This is a genomic window from Sinorhizobium alkalisoli (assembly GCF_008932245.1).
GTDB classification, from domain to species: Bacteria; Pseudomonadota; Alphaproteobacteria; order Rhizobiales; family Rhizobiaceae; genus Sinorhizobium; species Sinorhizobium alkalisoli.
The window spans coordinates 846,632-863,153 of record NZ_CP034909.1 but is presented as its reverse complement, the minus strand read 5'-3'; the positions used below and the strand labels follow the sequence as shown (position 1 = coordinate 863,153).

Genomic DNA, 16,522 nt, shown 5'->3' with positions numbered 1-16,522 from the left:
ATGGACGATATCCGCAAGACCATTCAGGCATTCGGCTGCTCCAAGTTTGCACCGATGGAAGATTTCGCCGAGGGCAATGTCATCATCCAGTTCGAGTACCGCGGACGCGGTGTCCAGGTGAGCGCCAGCGCCAAGGGCTATGCCGCCGCCTGGCTGCGCGAGAACCCGTATTCGAACCGAATGCGGATGACTAGGGTGGAGCACGAGCGCCGTGCCCTTGAGAAGGGCCAGATTGCCGTGTGGTCGATCCTCCGCGATTGGATCAAAGGGCAGTTGACGGCCGTGGAGACCGGGATTTTATCTTTCGACGCCGCATTTCTCGGTCAAATCCTGCTGCCTACCGGCGAGACCGTTCACGAACGTATCGCATCTCAGGGCCTTCTGGCCGCACCTGAAGAGAAGAAGCCATGATCCCCGACCTCACTAACGCCAGCCCCGCCACGCGTGAATTCTACGCCCTTCCCGAGGACATCCGCTCCTACGTCGAATCCGTCCTAGGAAACCCTCCAAGGCCGATGAGCACGATGGAGATCATGCTGGCCATCGGACAGGCGCTAACGACGGCGCCGGAAGGCTGGAAGCTCGTCCCGATCGAGCCGACGCCAGAGATGATCGCAGCCGGCCGGGTCGCGCGCATGAATGTCGCAGGCGGGTATGACGGGCCGTCTGGATGGGAAGCTATGCTTGCCGCCGCGCCAGAGCCGGCAGGAGGCCATGAATGACAGACCACGACCTCCTAACTCCGGCCGAGGCCGCAGCGATGTTGACGATCTCCGTCAAGGTCTTGCGCGAGCACGTCGATGCTGGCGAAATAGCCTTCATCCCGAAGGGAGCGGGCAAGAAACGGCCCCGCATGGCCTTCGATCGAAAGGATATCCTCGACTTCATCAATCGCCGCAGGATGCGCAAATGTCCGTCTACAAGCCAAAAAACTCGCCGAATTACCACTACGACTTCCAAATCGGAGGTAATCGGTTTCATGGAACGACGGGCACTCCTAATCGCCGAAAAGCAGAAGAGGTAGAGCGGGAGGAGCGCGCCAAGGCGAAAGCGGCCGTCAAGGCTGCTCGTGATGCTGGCGGCGGGCCACTCACCATAAACATCGCCGCCGATCGATATTGGCTGGAGGTCGGCCAGTTGCATGCCAACGCAGAAACGACTGCGACAGACCTTGCCAGGCTCGTCGAGTATTTTGGCAAGACGAAGCTGCTTGCCGACATCACGGACGGCGACGTAGCGAAGCTCGTTCAGTGGCGCCGATCGCAGCCGGCATGGGGCCGCGACAAGACAAAGGACGACAAGCCGATGCGATTCGTCTCGGCCGCGACAGTCAACCGGTCGACGACGCTGGTCCTGAAGAAGCTGTTCACGCGCGCCAAGCGCACCTGGAAATACAGCTTCCCCGCGGAACCCAACTGGAAGGATCATTTCCTCGAGGAGCCAAAGGAACGAATCCGGGAAGTGCACGAGCACGAGGGCAAAGCGATCGACGCCAAGGTGCGGCCGGATTATGCGCCGATCTTCGCCTTCGCCCGCGCGACAGGCCTGCGCCTCGACGAGTGCCTGATCGAATGGCCGATGGTGAACTGGCAGACGGGTTGGATCACGCGAACCGGCAAGGGCGGACGCCTGGTGAAGACCGCAATTACGTCCACTGTCCGCGACATCATCCGGCCGCTGATCGGCCACCACGAGCGATTCGTTTTTACGTATGAGGCGAAGCGCGCCAGGAAGGCGAATGCTTCATACAAGGGAGATGGGGAGGCGCGCGTTAGGGGAAAGCGCTATCCGGTGACCTATTCCGGCCTGAAGACAGAATGGAAGCGCACGCGCAAGGACGCCGGCCTGCAGGATCTCCGCTTCCATGATTTCCGGCACGACGTTGGAACGAAGCTACTGCGCAAGACCGGCAATCTGAAGATGGTGCAGAAGGTGCTGAACCACGCCGACATCAAGACGACGACGCGGTACGCGCATGTGCTCGACGAGGAGGTTTTTGACGCCATGGAGGAACTGCACCAGGCGCAAAAGCGAGTCACACAGTCCCGGAAAAAGTCCCGAGCTGGGCAGAAGGGGGCCGCGTAAGTGGCCGCTCCCAAAGCAAAAACTGGAATATGCGTATTTTCCTGGGGGTCAAGGGGTCGTGGGTTCGAATCCCGCCGCTCCGACCATTTAAGCCCTTGTACAGCCCGGAGACATAGGTAACAGTTTGCACCTAAGACATGGGTGACAACCTCGTGCCGAACGGGTTGTCGATGGTTGCAAAGTCCTCTGCTCGAAGTCGATATTTCCTTGATGCCAAGCCTCTGGCCGGCCATGACGGTCGAGATGTTGATCTTCTTGCGATGCATGCAGATGCGGCCGCAGGCGGCAACCATGACGTCGCGATCGTGGGGGGATTCGAGCTCCGGCAGACCGTCATTGGGCCTTGAACCCTTCCTGACGGCACTCGTCTTCGGGCTTCCCAATCGACGACAGTGAGTCGGTCGACCGGGTTCACCGCACCTGGTCGAGCAACCGCTTGCATTCGAGCAGATCGTAAAGCGCCTCCTGCAGCAGCGCCCGGTCTTCCTTGCTGACGGATGCCTTGCCGAGCGAGATTTCCGCGTCGTCGCTACCGCCGCCGAAGGAGAAGAAGCGACGACTTGGCGGCGCCTTGGCGCGGCCGACGATCTGGTCCTCCTCGGCAATGCCCGCCTTCGGCGGCGCCGGTTCCTCGTGGCTGGACGCAGCAAGGGCCTCGACGGCCGCCAAGTCGCCGCTGGCGATGGCGGCGACGAATTTGTTGCCATTGGCCTTGAGGAGCTTCTGCACGCCCTTGATCGTATAGCCGTGATCATAGAGCAGATGTCGGATGCCCTTGAGCAGGTCGACGTCCTCGGGGCGGTAATAGCGCCGGCCACCGCCGCGCTTCATCGGCTTGATCTGCTGGAAGCGCGTTTCCCAGAACCTCAGCACGTGCTGTGGCAGATCAAGTTCGTCTGCGACCTCGCTGATGGTACGGAAGGCATCCGGGCTCTTTTCCATATCGTCCCAATCTCCAAGCGGCGGCGAGCGCATCGCCGGCCGCTGCAACAGCTTGAATCGCTGCGTCATTCCTCGGGCGCATCGGCTCAAGGAATGCTGCAGCAGCGCACGATCGACCGGCGCAGTGAACGGATCAATTGCGCGATGATCGCACGAATCAGACCAATTTCAATGGTTTATGAAGGGGTTTTCAACCGCATTTACGGTTGCGGCAGCCGATCAGGAAGCCGCATCGGCATGCTTCTGCTTGGCCTTGCGGGTCAGATGCGCCTTCAGCACCCGCTGCTTCAAGACGTTCGAAGCCTTGAAGGTCATGACGCGACGCGGGGAGATCGGCACTTCCTCACCCGTCTTGGGGTTTCGCCCGATGCGCTCGTTCTTGTCGCGCACCTGAAAAGTTGCGAAAGAAGACAGCTTCACGCTCTCGCCCCGCACGATAGCGTTGCAGATCTCGTCGATGACGGTCTCCACAAGTTCGGCGGACTCCGTCCGAGACAATCCGACCTTGCGAAAAACCGACTCAGCCAAGTCCGCTCGTGTTACTGTTTTCCCGCTCATCTTCCCCCACCGATATCTGGCATGCCGATCAGCGGAAGAAGACTATTGCCCTTGCCTTTTCCGGTCAAGCGCCTGCCTTACTTCAATTATTTTCTTTCTGCCTTACCAGCGGAGCAGAACCGAGCCCCAGGTGAACCCGCCGCCCATGGCCTCGAGCATCACAAGGTCACCCCTCTTGATCCGCCCATCGGCAGCTGCGGTGTTGAGCGCGAGCGGAATAGAGGCTGCTGACGTATTGCCATGCTGGTCCACCGTCACGACAACCTTTTCGAGTGGGATGCCGAGCTTCCTGGCAGAGCCGTCGATGATGCGGCGATTGGCCTGGTGGGGAACGAGCCAGTCGACGTCGTCCGCCGTCGTCCCCGTCGCCTCGAAAGCGGCTTCGATCACATCGGTGATCATGCCGACCGCGTGCTTGAAGACCTCGCGTCCTTCCATCCGGAGATGGCCCACCGTACCGGTCGTCGACGGGCCTCCGTCGACATAGAGTTTGTCGCCATGGACGCCGTCGGAGCGCAGCTGCGCAGTCAGCACGCCGCGATCGGCATTGGTGCCCTCGCCTTTCCCGGCTTCAAGGATGAGGGCGCCGGCGCCGTCTCCGAAGAGCACGCAGGTCGTGCGGTCGGACCAGTCGAGAATGCGCGAGAAGGTCTCGGCGCCAATCACCAGGGCACGCCTGGCAAGGCCGCCGCGGATATAGGCATCCGCGGTCGCAACCGCATAGACGAAACCGGAGCAGACCGCCTGCAGGTCGAACGCCGCCCCGTGGCGCATGCCGAGACGGTTCTGGATGTTGACCGCCGTCGCCGGGAAGGTGTTGTCGGGGGTCGAGGTCGCGACGATGATCAGGTCGAGATCGTCCGGTGTCAGCCCGGCCCTCTGAAGGGCGGCGCGGGCGGCTCCCTCGCCCAGCGACGCCGTCGTCTCGCCCTCGCCGGCGATGTAGCGCTGGCGAATGCCGGTCCGCTGCACGATCCAATCATCGGACGTGTCGACCCGGGATTCCATTTCCTTGTTGGTCATCACCCGCTTCGGCAGCGCTGCGCCGAAACCGCGAACGACAGAACGGATCATCTGCTAAAACCTTTCATTCAAGCCCGCGGAAGGGCCTCCGGCGTCTGGGTGCCGTGATAGCGCGCCAGGTCGGCCTCGATCTTTGCCTTCAGGCCGTTCTTGACCATGTCGTAGCCGACATCGATCGCCGCGGCGAAACCCTCGGCATCCGTGCCGCCATGGCTCTTGATGACGATGCCGTTCAGCCCCAGGAAGACGCCGCCATTGACCTTGCGGGGATCCATCTTCTCGCGCAGCCGATCGAAGGCTCCCTTGGCGAAGACATAGCCGACCCTGGCAAGGAGCGTGCGCGACATGGCAGCGCGGAGATATTCGGCGATCTGGCGCGCGGTGCCTTCCGCCGCCTTGAGCGCGATATTGCCCGAGAACCCTTCCGTCACGACCACGTCCACGGTGCCGCGGCCGATATCGTCACCCTCGACGAAGCCGTAATAGTCGATGCCCTCGATATTGGCTTCGCGGATAAGCCGACCGGCTTCCTTGACCTCTTCCTGCCCCTTGATCTCCTCGACGCCGACATTCAACAGGCCGACGGACGGACGCTCGACCTCGAAGAGAGCACGGGCCATCGCCCCGCCCATCAGCGCGAAATCCATGAGCTGCTGCGCATCTGCGCCGATCGTCGCGCCGACGTCGAGGACGATGCTTTCGCCCTTGAGCGTCGGCCAGATGGCGGCAATCGCCGGACGCTGAATGCCCTGCATGGTCCTTAGACAGAAGACCGACATCGCCATCAGCGCGCCGGTATTGCCCGCCGAGACCACGACATCCGCCTCATCGGCATTGATCGCGTCGATTGCCTTCCACATGCTCGACTTGCCGCGCCCGCGCCTGAGCGCTTGGCTCGGCTTTTCATCCATGCCGACGGCGATCTCGCAATCATGGAAGGTGCTTGCGGCCTGGAGCTTTGGATGTTTCGCCAACAATTCGGCGCACCGAGATTCCTGTCCGAACAGAACGAAACGGATGTCCGGATGACGTTCGAGCGCCCTTGCTGCGCCCGGGATGACGACTTCAGGACCATAGTCGCCGCCCATCACGTCAAGTGAAATTCTGACCACGCGTGTCTTATCCCTTTTTCCCGCTATGCGACGCGTCTGGCCGCGGCGCATTCTTCAAGCGGCAGCGATCCCGCGTTCCTTCTGACACTCGCGCCAGCATGCAACGTCCCGGCACTGCGACCCCTTGGCCGGAGCCGGGCCAAAATACTGCTTTTCGCTTGCGTGACAACCGAATTGTAGTCCGCACTCGCGCCGCTTCATTTCTTTTTCCAATCCTTGAGCACCGCAAACGGATTGGGCCGCTCGTCATCCCCGGCGGAACTCTCGATGCGCTCGCCGAAGGCGACCCCCTCCTTGCGCGGATAGGGGTCGATTGCCAGAGCGACGTGCTCGCTAACGACAGCGCCGGCGTCGATCGTGTCACCGGCAAAGGTGTCGGGGATGTCGGGGCCGCCCGGATCGAGAATCACCTCGCCGCCATCATTGTCGGCCTGGCGTGCCAGCCGTGACCCTTCCGGTACGAAGATCGCCTCGACCGGCTCGCGGATATTCGCCTCCACGGGGTCGAGCGTCACCACGCAGGTCTGGACGACAAGCGCGCGCACCTCGCCCTTGATCTTCACGCCGTCCTTCTTCCATCGCCCGATCTCGAGGTCGGCATCGAGCGACTGCACCTCGTCGACCTTCCAGAGCTCGGCAAGCGCGCGGCGTTCCGCCTCGTTTGCCGACACATGCACCTTGACGGGATTTGCCGAAATATGCCCCACCTTCACCGGGTAGGAGAATGTCGGGTTGCTTTCGTGCTTCATGATCGTTCCTTCCTGCCGCGCCGCGAGAAGGCGGGCGCGGCCTTTGACAGCGCCGCGTGTCTTTTCAGACGCGCAAAGGTCGCCGTAACTCTTTGCCTCTGCGCATCGAGCTTTCCGAAAATCGGCTCCGGTTCTCGGACCGATGCGCCAAGCAGATATTCATGGGTTTACCACGATTACCTGCTCGGATTCCTTAGGTTTGCCGCAGATTCTGATCCCTGCTTCGCCCGCCTGTCAGGTCCGCGGCCCTGCCGGCGGAATGCGCAACTGGCCGACTTCGACCGCGTCCTCGGGGATGCCCGACAGCACCTCTTCGACGAGGAAGAGATAGGCGGCAAGTCCCGCCATCGATGGCGCGCCCTCCCTCTCGGGATGGAAGTTGCGCCTGAGTGCTGCGGCCAGCATCTCGCGGTCGCTCCCGTCGAGAGCGGCCGCGTAGGATTCGAGCCGTCCATAGAACATGCCGGCAAGCTTCTTCATCTTCTTCGGCACGCCCGCATCGCCGATGCCCAACTCCCGGATCGAGTGATCGACGTCTTCGAAAAAGGCGTCGACGATCTCCTGCGCGATCTCCTGGCCGGTTCGCGGCGAACTGCGAGTACGTCGGAAATAGAGGATCAACATTGCCGAGAGCATCTCGAAACGCCCCATCACCGTGTCGGGCACATCGAGGTCGGTATAGAGAAATGGCTGGCGCGCCGCGGCGGTGAGATGCGCATATTGGCGCTCCACTATCGCAATGTTGCCGCTTTTTCTCTTGAACAGTCCAAAAATCATCACAAAGCCCAGTCGTGGCTTTTCGAAATCGATGGGCAAGCGCCCATCACGTTGTTGCATGATAGCCGAAGCTGGTTTACCGAAGCAGGCACGAATTGCAATGGCGGATCTGCCATCGTTACTCCAAGAGGAGCAGTTGTTGACGAAGCGGTATTTGACATCGAACCTGGACGTACTGGCCCGCGCCGTGGTCGTGGCTTCGCTCTCCACTGCAGCCCTTGCCGGCTGTCAGACCCTCGATGTCGGCGAAGTCCTGCATCAGGGCTATGTCGTCGACCAGGAAACGCTGAACCTCGTGCCTGTCGGATCGAGCCGTGAACAGGTCCTCCTGTCGCTCGGCACGCCGTCGACGACCGCGACATTCGACAACGAGGTATTCTACTACATTTCCCAGACTCGCAAACGGCCGGTGGCCTTCATGAAGCCGAAGATCATCGACCAGTCGGTCCTCGCCGTCTATTTCGACAAGGAAGGCGTCGTCAGCCAACTCGCCCATTACACGCTCAAGGACGGCAAGGTCTTCGACATGCTGTCGAGCACGACCCCGACCGGCGGCAAGGAGACGAGTTTCCTCGGGCAGCTGCTGACAGGCCCCGGCGTCGGACAGGGCGCAGCGCGCAACCTCTTCAAGAATTTCGGCGACATGTGACGAATCGGCATGGCAGGTGCCAAGAAACAGCCCGCGGAACACTGGTTCCGCGGGCCCTTTTTACTCAAGGATTGTCTCAGGCAAGCACGGCGAGCAGCAGCAAGGCCACGATGTTCGTGATCTTGATCGCCGGATTGACCGCCGGCCCGGCCGTGTCCTTGTAGGGATCGCCCACCGTGTCACCGGTCACGGATGCCTTGTGCGCGTCCGAACCCTTCATGTGGCGCGTGCCGTTCTTGTCCACGAACCCGTCCTCGAAGCTCTTCTTGGCGTTATCCCAGGCACCGCCCCCGGAGGTCATGGAAACCGCCACGAACAGGCCATTCACGATGACGCCGAGAAGCGAAGCGCCCAATGCCGCGAAGGCGGAGGCCTTCGAGCCCGAAAGGAGCAGCACGCCGAAATAGACGACGATCGGCGCCAGCACCGGCAGGAGCGAGGGAATGATCATTTCGCGGATCGCCGCCTTGGTCAGCATGTCGACGGCGCGGCCATAGTCCGGCCGGTCCTTGCCTTCCATGATGCCCGGCTTTTCCTTGAATTGTCGCCGCACCTCCTCGACGACGGCACCGCCTGCCCGACCGACGGCGGTCATCGCAATGCCGCCGAAGAGATAGGGGATCAGGCCGCCGAAGATGAGGCCGGCGACGACATAGGGGTTCGACAGGTCGAAAGAGATCGGCCCGACGTCAGCGAAATAGGGATACTGTTCGCCATGGGCGGCGAAATAGGCGAGGTCGTTGGAATAGGCCGCGAAGAGGACGAGAGCGCCGAGGCCGGCGGAGCCGATCGCATAGCCCTTGGTGACCGCCTTGGTGGTGTTGCCGACCGCATCGAGCGCGTCGGTCGCCTTTCGCACTTCCGGCGGCAGATTCGACATCTCCGCGATGCCCCCGGCATTGTCCGTCACGGGGCCAAAGGCGTCGAGCGCCACGATCATGCCGGCGAGGCCGAGCATGGTGGTGACGGCGATGCCGGTACCGAAGAGGCCGGCGAACTGATAGGTGGCGATGATGCCGCCGACGATGACGATCGCCGGAAGCGCGGTCGATTCGAGCGATACCGCCAACCCCTGGATCACGTTGGTGCCGTGGCCGGTGACGGAGGCCTGCGCGATGGAATTCACCGGCCGCTTGTTGGTGCCGGTGTAGTATTCGGTGATCACGACGATCAGGGCCGTGACGATGAGACCGATGATGCCGCAGAAGAACAGGCCCCAGCCAGTGATGTCCTTGCCGGCGACCACACCGATGGACCCCCAGCCGATCGTCAGCGACGTGGCTGCGCCGAGACCGAGAATCGACAACACGCCGGTCATGATCAGCCCGCGATAGAGAGCGCCCATGATCGAGCCATTCGCTCCGAGCTTGACGAAGAAGGTGCCGATGATCGATGTGATGATGCAGACGGCGCAGATTGCCAGCGGGTAGACCATGATGCTCGAAAACATCGGAGTGCCGGCGAAGAAGATCGCCGCCAGAACCATGGTCGCGACGACAGAAACCGCATAGGTTTCGAAAAGGTCGGCGGCCATGCCGGCGCAGTCGCCGACATTGTCGCCCACATTGTCGGCGATCGTCGCGGGATTGCGCGGGTCGTCTTCCGGAATGCCCGCCTCGACCTTGCCGACGAGGTCGCCGCCGACATCCGCGCCCTTGGTAAAGATGCCGCCGCCGAGACGGGCGAAGATCGAGATCAGCGAGCCGCCGAAACCGAGCGCCACCAATGCATCGATCACCTCGCGCGAGGCAGGATCATGCCCGAGGCCGACGGTGAGGACGGAATAGTAGACAGCGACACCCAGCAGCGCGAGACCCGCCACGAGGAGGCCGGTGATGGCGCCTGACTTGAAGGCGATATCGAGGCCGGAGGCAAGGCTGACCGATGCGGCCTGGGCCGTGCGAACATTGGCCCTTACGGAGACATGCATGCCGATGAAACCGGCCGCGCCCGAGAGGATCGCACCGATCAGGAAACCGATCGCGGCCGTACCCGAGAGAAGAAGCCATGCGCCGATGAAGACGACGACACCGACGATGGCGATGGTTTTGTACTGACGCATGAGGTAGGCCTGAGCCCCCTCTCTGATAAAGCCTGCAATCTCCTGCATGCGGGCATTCCCCTGATCGGCAGCAAGCACCGACTGTGCCGCCCAGACGGCGTAAGCCACCGAAAGCAACCCGCATGCGATAACGGCCAGTAATATGGTCATTCGCACTATCCTCCGTTACAACCTGCGGGCTCACTCCCTGCCGCAGGCCCCTCAAACCGCGACTCGCGCGCCGCCTCCTCGAGCGGCACGTCCTCACGGCGCGGCAAGAGTGCGGGTGCGAACAGGGAACGTCAAGCCCCTGAAAATACCCGCATCTCCGGGACAGGGAGTTTTCCGGCAAGCCCTTGCACGAAGCTCAGGCTGCGGCGGTTTTCCTGCTCGCTCGCATCAGTAGGAAGAGGAGAAGGAGGCACAGGCCTGCGACTGGCCACACAACGGAGTTGAGCATGTCCCAGCCATAGGCGGTCAGCACCTTGCCGGAGGCGAAGGACGAAACGGCAACGGCAGTGAAGAGCACGATGTCGTGGAACGCCTGGACCTTGTCGGCCTCGTGAGGCCGGTAGCTCTGGGCGACGATCGCCGTTGCACCGATGAAGGCGAAGTTCCAGCCGAGGCCGAGAAGAACCAGAGCGGCCCAGAAGTTCCAGAGCTCGACGCCAAGATGCGCGATCGCCGCGCAGGCCATCAGCAGCAGAAATCCCGAGGCGACGATGCGCTCCGCACCGAAGCGGCTGATCAGCCAGCCCGTGACGAAGCTCGGAGCGAACATGGCCAGCACGTGCCACTGGATGCCGAGCGTCGCGAGATCGCTCGAGAACCCGCAGCCGACGACCATGGCGACGGGGGCACCGGTCATCATGAAGGTCATCAGCGCATAGGCGGAAATGCCGCAAACCATGCCGGTCAGGAAGCGCTGATTGCCGACGATCTCGCCCAGCGGCCGTGCGGGCGCTTCCGGGCGCGCGGCGGATGCCGGAACACCGTCGGGCAATCGTAGCGGGGCAAAGAAGAAAAGTGCGACAAGGCAGACGGGCAAGAGGGCAACGAAGGCGCCGGCAAACCAGACGGGCGCAAAATAATCGCCGGCAAAGATGACGATCTGTGGTCCGAGAACCGCCGAGACGATGCCGCCGCCGAGGATCCAGGAGATTGCCTTGGGCTTGAAGAAGGACGGCGACGCATCGGCCGCGGCAAAGCGCAGTTTTTGGGTGAAGCCGTTGGAGGCGCCGAGCACGGCAAGGCCACCTGCAAAAAGCCAAAAGCTTTCACGGAACAGGGCAGCGGCGGCGATAACGCCACCGGCTGCCGCGATTGAGGCGCCGATCATGAAGGCCAAGCGCCTGCCCGTAAGGCGTGACAGCATCGCCACCAGAACGACGCCGAGCGCCATGCCGATATTGAAGGCTGTCAGAGGCGCGGTCGCTAACGACTTGTCGTCGCCGAGCAATTGGTGACCGGCCACGCCGCCCACGGCGAAGCTGATCGGCCCCACGACGCCCAGAAGCGCCTGGGCAATGGCGAGCAGCAGGACATTGCGGCGCGCTTCGCGAAGAACCGCCCCGATGTCGCCGACCGCCGCAGTAACCATCGCGTTACTTCCGACGCTCGCCGCGGACCTGCTTGGCGATCCGGTCCAGGACGGCGTTGACGAGCTTCGGCTCCTCCTCCTCGAAGAAGGCTTTGGCGATCTCGACATATTCGGTGACGATCACCGGAATCGGCACGTCCTTGCGCTCCAGGAGCTCGAAAGTGCCGGCGCGCAGGATGGCACGGACGGTGGAATCGAGCCGGGAGAGCGCCCAATCGTCCTGCAGGGCGGAGCCGATCAGCGGATCGAGCTTGCGCTGGTCGCGCACGACGCCGGAAACGATCGAGCGGAACCAGGACGGGTCCGCCTTCAGATAGGTGTCGCCGTCGAGCTCCCTGCCGAGACGATGCGCCTCGAATTCGGCGACGATCTCCAGTACGCCGGTTCCGCCGATATCCATCTGGTAAAGCGCCTGCACGGCCGCAAGGCGGGCAGCACCACGCTGATTAACCTGCTTCAGCGGTTGATCCGAGGGGGTATTCGTCACTTTTCTGCGCCTAACTTGTTCTTCAGTTCGATCATGGTCAGGGCGGCGCGCGCGGCAAAACCACCCTTGTCGCCCTCCGACCTGCGGGCACGCGCCCATGCCTGTTCCTCGCTGTCGACAGTCAGGATACCATTGCCGAGCGCCAGGCTTTCGCTGACGGCGAGATCCATCAATGCGCGGGCGGACTCGTTGGCCACAATATCGAAATGATAGGTTTCACCGCGGATCACCATGCCGAGCGCGACGAAGCCGTCATAGTCAGTGCCGCCTTCGTCCGCTGCATCGAGCGCCATGGCGATCGCCGCGGGAACTTCCAGGGCTCCCGGTACCGTAACGATGTCGTAGGTAGCGCCGGCCGCATCGAGCGCGTGTTTCGCTCCGTCGAGCATCGCATCGGCCATATCGTCATAGAAGCGCGCTTCCACAATCAGGATGCGGAGAGGCTCGGTCTTCGCCATGGGTCACCTGTCTTGAAAAATCCGGGACCGGACTTGGCCGGTGCAGGCGGGGGTCAAACCACGCCCCGCGCGGAATGGCAAGTAAATTCCGCGACGCGGAGCCATTTGCAGCCCGATGGCCCTTGCCGCATCCGGGAGCCGAAATATTTCGATCAGGCCTTCGGTCGCGGCAACGGCAATTCAACGTTGAATCCATGAACAAGCAACACCACCCGTGGGATGTATAACATACTCGAAACCTCAAGTATCTTTCCGTCCCTGACCGGCCGCTCGCCCTCGACGGCCGATCTTGGAGACGGCGAGCGGGGGCTGAAATTCATGGCATCGACCGAACTATTGGAGCGAAAATGCACCGCGTTCCCGTCATCGAGACCGAGCGGCTTCTTCTGCGCCCCTATCGGCGAGACGACTTCCCCCTCTACTGTGCACTCTTCGCGGACGAAGAGGTGACCCGCTATGTGGGCGGGGCGCCCTATACGCGGGAACAATCCTGGACGCGCTTCCTGCGCCAGGTCGGCATGTGGCATTATTTCGGTTTCGGTTTTTTCGCGATCCAGGAGAAGGAAAGCGGCGCATTCGTCGGCGAGGCGGGCTTTCACGATGCTCATCGCCAGATCACGCCTTCGCTCGATGGAACGATGGAAATGGGATGGGCAATCTCGCCGAAAAGCCATGGTCGCGGCCTTGCGACGGAAGCGGTCGCCGCCGCTCTCGCCTGGGGCGACCGCGTCTTTCCTGGCCTGAGAAAGACCTGCATCATCGAACCGGGCAACCAGGCTTCGATCCGGGTCGCGCTGAAGCACGGCTTCACGGAATTCTGGCGCACGAATTATCACGGGAGGCCGATGATCATGTTCGAAAGACGTTCGGCTAATATCGCCTGAACCGATGCGGCCGACCGCATTAGCGACGGCCGCCGCTCCGACAGGTTTCAAACACGATTTTTTTTTAATTATTTTTCAGAGAGTTAGCCACGGATTCGGCCAAATTCGCGCCCAGCTTTGCAACCGTCGGCACGGCGCGAGCCCTTCTGAATGAGGAAACGCCGCCCCGGCAGTTCGAAACAGCCAGACGCCTCTCGCTGCGGGACCTCCCTCCGCAAACGGCCGGCGCTGGCCTGCGGCGCCCTGCCCGGCGCGCCATCGCGAACGCGATGGCCGGCCGAGCGGGCATCCCAAACCAAAGGAGCACGACAATGAACCGCATCGCAAGGGCAACCATCATCGCCGCTCCGCCCTGACCTTCGGCGGCACCGCGCAAGCGGCAAGCGTCGAGATGAACTGGCCAAAGCAGATCGAGCAGACGGTGCGCGGTTTCAAAGGCAACAATCTCAGGATTGTCAATGTCGACACGCTAAGCCGGCAAGACCAGACCCGGAGCTGGATTGACGAGGCCACGCCGCAGCAGCGTGTCGCATTGCAATCTGCGGTCGAGGCCAACCGGCCTCTTGTCGCCGAGCTGAAGGCGCATGATGTCGAGTTGAACAATATCGCCGCGGCCGAGCAAGCCGCCGACGGCGGGCTGACGATTTATCTCCGCTGAGCCCATAAAGTCCTGCAGTCCGCCCTCCCCCGGGGCGAACTGCACCCTTGGCCGCGGTGGCGAGCAATCACTCCGGCTTCGGAGCGGGAAACTGCGCCAGTCGCGCCGCATAGCGCGCCATCGTGTCGACTTCGAGATTAACGAGATCCCCGGCCTTGCGCTCTCCCCAGGTGGTGACTTCGAGCGAATGGCGGATCAAAAGCACATCGAACTCGGCGCCGTCGACCTTGTTGACGGTGAGCGACGTGCCGTCGAGCGCCACTGACCCCTTCGGAGCGACGAAACGGGCGAGATGATCTGGCACCCGCAGGCGGAAGCGCACGGCGTCGCCTTCCGGTTCCACGGCGAGGATCTCCGCGACTCCGTCTACGTGACCCGAGACGATATGGCCACCAAGCTCGTCGCCGATTTTCAGCGACCGTTCGAGATTGATGCGGGTGCCCTCTCGCCAGGCGCCGATGGTCGTGAGCCTCAGCGCCTCCTCCCATGCCTCCGCTTCGAACCAGCGCTCATTGCTGCCGGTCTCCGGCAGCCCCGTCACCGTCAGACACACGCCTGCATGGGCGATTGAGGCGCCCATGTCGATCGTCTTCGGATCGTAATTGCTGGCGATGCGAAGCTTGATCCCTTCGCTGAGCGGCGCGACCTTCTCAACCTTGCCAATGTCGGTGATTATGCCTGTGAACATCCGGTATCTCTCTCGTATTCCTCGAAAATGTCGTCACCGTAGCGCGCGATGCGCCGGAGTGTGAAGCGGGGCGGAACGGACGTCCGTTCAAATGGGGATCTGATGCCGCTCTCGCCAATGGCTGCCGGACCGGTGAACAGCAGGATGCGGTCGATGAGATCCGCATCAAAAAAGTCGCGGGCGGCACGGGCGCCGCCCTCGACCAGGAGCGAAGAGATGCCGCGCGACGCGAGTGCCGTCAAAAGGTCGGAGATTGTGTCCGTGCACAGGACCTCGACGCCGGCGGCCTCAAGGGCTGCACGGCGGTTAGCGTAGTCGCCCCCTCTCCCCGCGTGCGGGGAGAGGGCCGGTCCTCGGGTTAAACCCGAGGAGAGGGGCGAATCGCTGCCGCCTGGCCCCTCATCCGCCCTTCTGGGACCTTCTCCCCGCGGGCGGGGAGAAGGAATATCCGCGCCGCCCGCCACGACTATCAGCGGAATGTCGCGCGCCGTGCGCACCAATTTCGACTCGATCGGCAGTTCCAGGCGGCGGTCGAGCACGATGCGAATGGGGGAGCGTTCCTCGAGGCCGGCGAGCCGCACCGTCAGTTCCGGATCATCGGCACTGGCCGTGCCGACGCCGACAAGGATCGCGTCGGTTTCGGCCCGCAGGACCTGTACCTGCGCACGGGAGATCGCGCCGGTGATCCTGACCTGCCCCTCCCCTTCCTTGCCGATCATGCCGTCGGAGGAAACGGCAAGTTTCAGAATCACGTGCGGGCGTTTGTTGCGCTGACGCATGAGGTAGCCCTCCAGCACGCGCTCGCCGGCCTCGCCGAGAATGCCGAGATCGACATCGATGCCAGCCTCGCGCAGCCTCACCACGCCGCGTCCGGCTACGCGCTCATCGGGGTCGAGAATGCACACGACCACACGGGCCACGCCCGCGGCAACGAGCGCGTCGGCACAGGGCGGCGTTTTGCCGTGATGCGAACAGGGTTCGAGGGTGACATAGGCCGTTGCCCCCCTCGCCCTTTCACCGGCCTCGGCAAGCGCCTGCGTCTCGGCATGCGGGCGGCCGCCCGGCGCCGTCGCGGCGCGACCGACGATCGCCCCATCCTTGACGATCACGCAGCCGACGGAAGGATTGGTAGAGGTGAGACCGAGATTATGCCGGGCGAGACGCAACGCCGCAGCCATGAATCTCTCGTCTTCATGTATCGGCTCGCTCATGCGCCTCCCAGTCTCCCAATGCAGGTTCCGCGAAAGTGTCCCACCGTTTCGCGACCAGACCTGTGGCAATAAAGGAACCGGGGCAGACAGCTCGGGAGGGACCACGAATATCTGCTCTGGCTATTCTCCGGGATCGCGCGCGATCTTGGCGCTGATTTCGGCGATCACCTTCTCGAAATCGTCGGCGTGGGAGAAATCGCGATAGACGGAGGCGTAGCGGACGAAGGCGACGTCGTCGAGACTCTTCAGCGCCTCGAGCACCTGGAGGCCGATTTCCTCCGAGTGGATCTCCGTCTCTCCGGAGCTCTCCAGGCGGCGGACGATGCCGGAGACTGCCCGCTCGATCCGATCACGGTCGACCGGGCGTTTCCTGAGCGCGATCTCGAAGGATCGCAACAGCTTGTCCCGGTCGAAAGGCACCTTTCGGCCGGTCTTCTTGATGATCATCAGCTCACGCAGCTGCACCCTCTCGAAAGTCGTGAACCGGCCGCCGCAGTCCGGGCAGATGCGGCGACGGCGAATGGCGTTCCCGTCCTCGGCTGGACGGGAATCCTTCACCTGGCTGTCTTCAGAACCACAATAGGGGCAGCGCATGCGGCC

General features: G+C 62.6%; 20 protein-coding genes and 1 pseudogene. 7 read left to right on the top strand and 14 right to left on the bottom strand.

The features are described 5' to 3' along the window. From EKH55_RS29660 to EKH55_RS04140, 4 genes are read left to right on the top strand one after another with little or no spacing between them, the layout of a single operon-like run. Window positions 1-411, top strand: coding sequence for a hypothetical protein (locus EKH55_RS29660; protein WP_151611014.1), 411 nt, complete (start codon window positions 1-3; stop codon window positions 409-411). Then, window positions 408-722, top strand: coding sequence for a hypothetical protein (locus EKH55_RS04150; protein WP_151611013.1), 315 nt, complete (start codon window positions 408-410; stop codon window positions 720-722). Before EKH55_RS29660 ends, EKH55_RS04150 begins: the two co-directional genes overlap by 4 nt. Further along, window positions 719-1,024, top strand: a complete 306-nt coding sequence (locus EKH55_RS30230) for a helix-turn-helix domain-containing protein (RefSeq protein ID WP_151611012.1) — start codon at window positions 719-721, stop codon at window positions 1,022-1,024. The genes EKH55_RS04150 and EKH55_RS30230 overlap by 4 nt, the downstream gene beginning before the upstream one ends. Beyond that, window positions 910-2,085, top strand: a complete 1,176-nt coding sequence (locus EKH55_RS04140; protein ID WP_151611011.1) for a tyrosine-type recombinase/integrase — start codon at window positions 910-912, stop codon at window positions 2,083-2,085. The genes EKH55_RS30230 and EKH55_RS04140 overlap by 115 nt, the downstream gene beginning before the upstream one ends. A 130-nt stretch (window positions 2,086-2,215) precedes the next feature. Here the strand turns inward: EKH55_RS04140 and EKH55_RS29655 are convergent. The 7 genes and pseudogenes from EKH55_RS29655 to EKH55_RS04105 all read right to left on the bottom strand — a co-directional run. Beyond that, window positions 2,216-2,429, bottom strand: a pseudogene (locus EKH55_RS29655) (IS481 family transposase); the annotation flags it as partial. 67 nt (window positions 2,430-2,496) lie between these two features. After that, window positions 2,497-3,027 (bottom strand): MerR family transcriptional regulator, encoded by a 531-nt coding sequence (locus EKH55_RS04130; RefSeq protein ID WP_069460854.1) that lies wholly within the window; start codon window positions 3,025-3,027, stop codon window positions 2,497-2,499. 219 nt (window positions 3,028-3,246) lie between these two features. Then, complete coding sequence (locus EKH55_RS04125) at window positions 3,247-3,585, bottom strand: integration host factor subunit alpha (RefSeq protein WP_069460671.1); 339 nt, start codon at window positions 3,583-3,585, stop codon at window positions 3,247-3,249. A 102-nt stretch (window positions 3,586-3,687) separates the two neighbouring features. Further along, window positions 3,688-4,659: a beta-ketoacyl-ACP synthase III gene (locus tag EKH55_RS04120; protein WP_069460670.1), complete on the bottom strand. Its 972-nt coding sequence runs from the start codon at window positions 4,657-4,659 to the stop codon at window positions 3,688-3,690. Between the two features lie 17 nt (window positions 4,660-4,676). After that, on the bottom strand, window positions 4,677-5,720 hold the full coding sequence (gene plsX, locus EKH55_RS04115) for a phosphate acyltransferase PlsX (protein WP_069460853.1): 1,044 nt from the start codon (window positions 5,718-5,720) through the stop codon (window positions 4,677-4,679). 197 nt (window positions 5,721-5,917) lie between these two features. Beyond that, window positions 5,918-6,469, bottom strand: coding sequence for a YceD family protein (locus EKH55_RS04110; protein ID WP_069460669.1), 552 nt, complete (start codon window positions 6,467-6,469; stop codon window positions 5,918-5,920). A gap of 234 nt (window positions 6,470-6,703) precedes the next feature. Next, window positions 6,704-7,246 (bottom strand): ubiquinol-cytochrome C chaperone family protein, encoded by a 543-nt coding sequence (locus tag EKH55_RS04105; protein WP_069460852.1) that lies wholly within the window; start codon window positions 7,244-7,246, stop codon window positions 6,704-6,706. A gap of 139 nt (window positions 7,247-7,385) precedes the next feature. Between EKH55_RS04105 and EKH55_RS04100 the strand changes: the two genes are divergently transcribed. Continuing rightward, window positions 7,386-7,895 carry an outer membrane protein assembly factor BamE gene (locus EKH55_RS04100; protein ID WP_151611010.1) on the top strand — a complete coding sequence of 170 codons (510 nt, stop codon included), beginning with the start codon at window positions 7,386-7,388 and terminating at the stop codon, window positions 7,893-7,895. A 76-nt stretch (window positions 7,896-7,971) separates the two neighbouring features. Here the strand turns inward: EKH55_RS04100 and EKH55_RS04095 are convergent, their stop codons facing one another. The 4 genes from EKH55_RS04095 to ribH form a co-directional block, all read right to left on the bottom strand. Beyond that, window positions 7,972-10,107 (bottom strand): sodium-translocating pyrophosphatase, encoded by a 2,136-nt coding sequence (locus EKH55_RS04095; protein ID WP_069460667.1) that lies wholly within the window; start codon window positions 10,105-10,107, stop codon window positions 7,972-7,974. Window positions 10,108-10,303: 196 nt separating this feature from the next. Further along, window positions 10,304-11,536, bottom strand: coding sequence for an MFS transporter (locus tag EKH55_RS04090; protein ID WP_069460666.1), 1,233 nt, complete (start codon window positions 11,534-11,536; stop codon window positions 10,304-10,306). A 4-nt stretch (window positions 11,537-11,540) separates the two neighbouring features. Then, on the bottom strand, window positions 11,541-12,023 hold the full coding sequence (gene nusB, locus EKH55_RS04085; RefSeq protein WP_069460665.1) for a transcription antitermination factor NusB: 483 nt from the start codon (window positions 12,021-12,023) through the stop codon (window positions 11,541-11,543). Next, window positions 12,020-12,481 (bottom strand): 6,7-dimethyl-8-ribityllumazine synthase, encoded by a 462-nt coding sequence (ribH, locus tag EKH55_RS04080; RefSeq protein WP_069460664.1) that lies wholly within the window; start codon window positions 12,479-12,481, stop codon window positions 12,020-12,022. Before ribH ends, nusB begins: the two co-directional genes overlap by 4 nt. 347 nt (window positions 12,482-12,828) lie before the next feature. Here ribH and EKH55_RS04075 point away from each other — a divergent pair, with 347 nt between their 5' ends. Together EKH55_RS04075 and EKH55_RS04070 are read left to right on the top strand one after the other, a co-directional pair. Beyond that, on the top strand, window positions 12,829-13,365 hold the full coding sequence (locus tag EKH55_RS04075) for a GNAT family N-acetyltransferase (protein ID WP_069460663.1): 537 nt from the start codon (window positions 12,829-12,831) through the stop codon (window positions 13,363-13,365). 391 nt (window positions 13,366-13,756) lie between these two features. Next, the gene (locus EKH55_RS04070; protein WP_225190744.1) at window positions 13,757-14,023 is read left to right on the top strand and encodes a hypothetical protein; all 267 of its coding nucleotides are present in this window, start codon (window positions 13,757-13,759) and stop codon (window positions 14,021-14,023) included. A 67-nt stretch (window positions 14,024-14,090) separates the two neighbouring features. Here EKH55_RS04070 and EKH55_RS04065 read toward each other — a convergent pair whose 3' ends face one another. The 3 genes from EKH55_RS04065 to nrdR all read right to left on the bottom strand — a co-directional run bounded on the left by EKH55_RS04065 (window position 14,091) and on the right by nrdR (window position 16,516). Then, a complete protein-coding gene (locus EKH55_RS04065; RefSeq protein WP_069460662.1) occupies window positions 14,091-14,711 on the bottom strand; it encodes a riboflavin synthase in 621 nt (206 codons plus the stop codon). Next, window positions 14,696-15,922, bottom strand: a complete 1,227-nt coding sequence (gene ribD, locus EKH55_RS04060) for a bifunctional diaminohydroxyphosphoribosylaminopyrimidine deaminase/5-amino-6-(5-phosphoribosylamino)uracil reductase RibD (protein ID WP_069460661.1) — start codon at window positions 15,920-15,922, stop codon at window positions 14,696-14,698. Before ribD ends, EKH55_RS04065 begins: the two co-directional genes overlap by 16 nt. Window positions 15,923-16,042: 120 nt before the next feature. Then, window positions 16,043-16,516, bottom strand: coding sequence for a transcriptional regulator NrdR (nrdR, locus tag EKH55_RS04055; protein ID WP_069460660.1), 474 nt, complete (start codon window positions 16,514-16,516; stop codon window positions 16,043-16,045). Between the last annotated feature and the right edge of the window lie 6 nt (window positions 16,517-16,522).

Coding starts and splice junctions, on each gene's coding strand:
- EKH55_RS04065 (WP_069460662.1), bottom strand. CDS start 14,711: ATGTTCACAGGCATAATCACCGACATTGGCAAGGTTGAGAAGGTCGCG.
- EKH55_RS04130 (WP_069460854.1), bottom strand. CDS start 3,027: ATGGAAAAGAGCCCGGATGCCTTCCGTACCATCAGCGAGGTCGCAGAC.
- EKH55_RS04120 (WP_069460670.1), bottom strand. CDS start 4,659: ATGATCCGTTCTGTCGTTCGCGGTTTCGGCGCAGCGCTGCCGAAGCGG.
- EKH55_RS29660 (WP_151611014.1), top strand. CDS start 1: ATGGACGATATCCGCAAGACCATTCAGGCATTCGGCTGCTCCAAGTTT.
- EKH55_RS04075 (WP_069460663.1), top strand. CDS start 12,829: ATGCACCGCGTTCCCGTCATCGAGACCGAGCGGCTTCTTCTGCGCCCC.
- EKH55_RS04090 (WP_069460666.1), bottom strand. CDS start 11,536: ATGGTTACTGCGGCGGTCGGCGACATCGGGGCGGTTCTTCGCGAAGCG.
- EKH55_RS04150 (WP_151611013.1), top strand. CDS start 408: ATGATCCCCGACCTCACTAACGCCAGCCCCGCCACGCGTGAATTCTAC.
- EKH55_RS30230 (WP_151611012.1), top strand. CDS start 719: ATGACAGACCACGACCTCCTAACTCCGGCCGAGGCCGCAGCGATGTTG.
- EKH55_RS04070 (WP_225190744.1), top strand. CDS start 13,757: ATGAACTGGCCAAAGCAGATCGAGCAGACGGTGCGCGGTTTCAAAGGC.
- EKH55_RS04105 (WP_069460852.1), bottom strand. CDS start 7,246: ATGATTTTTGGACTGTTCAAGAGAAAAAGCGGCAACATTGCGATAGTG.
- EKH55_RS04125 (WP_069460671.1), bottom strand. CDS start 3,585: ATGAGCGGGAAAACAGTAACACGAGCGGACTTGGCTGAGTCGGTTTTT.
- EKH55_RS04140 (WP_151611011.1), top strand. CDS start 910: ATGTCCGTCTACAAGCCAAAAAACTCGCCGAATTACCACTACGACTTC.
- ribH (WP_069460664.1), bottom strand. CDS start 12,481: ATGGCGAAGACCGAGCCTCTCCGCATCCTGATTGTGGAAGCGCGCTTC.
- ribD (WP_069460661.1), bottom strand. CDS start 15,922: ATGAGCGAGCCGATACATGAAGACGAGAGATTCATGGCTGCGGCGTTG.
- EKH55_RS04095 (WP_069460667.1), bottom strand. CDS start 10,107: ATGACCATATTACTGGCCGTTATCGCATGCGGGTTGCTTTCGGTGGCT.
- EKH55_RS04110 (WP_069460669.1), bottom strand. CDS start 6,469: ATGAAGCACGAAAGCAACCCGACATTCTCCTACCCGGTGAAGGTGGGG.
- nrdR (WP_069460660.1), bottom strand. CDS start 16,516: ATGCGCTGCCCCTATTGTGGTTCTGAAGACAGCCAGGTGAAGGATTCC.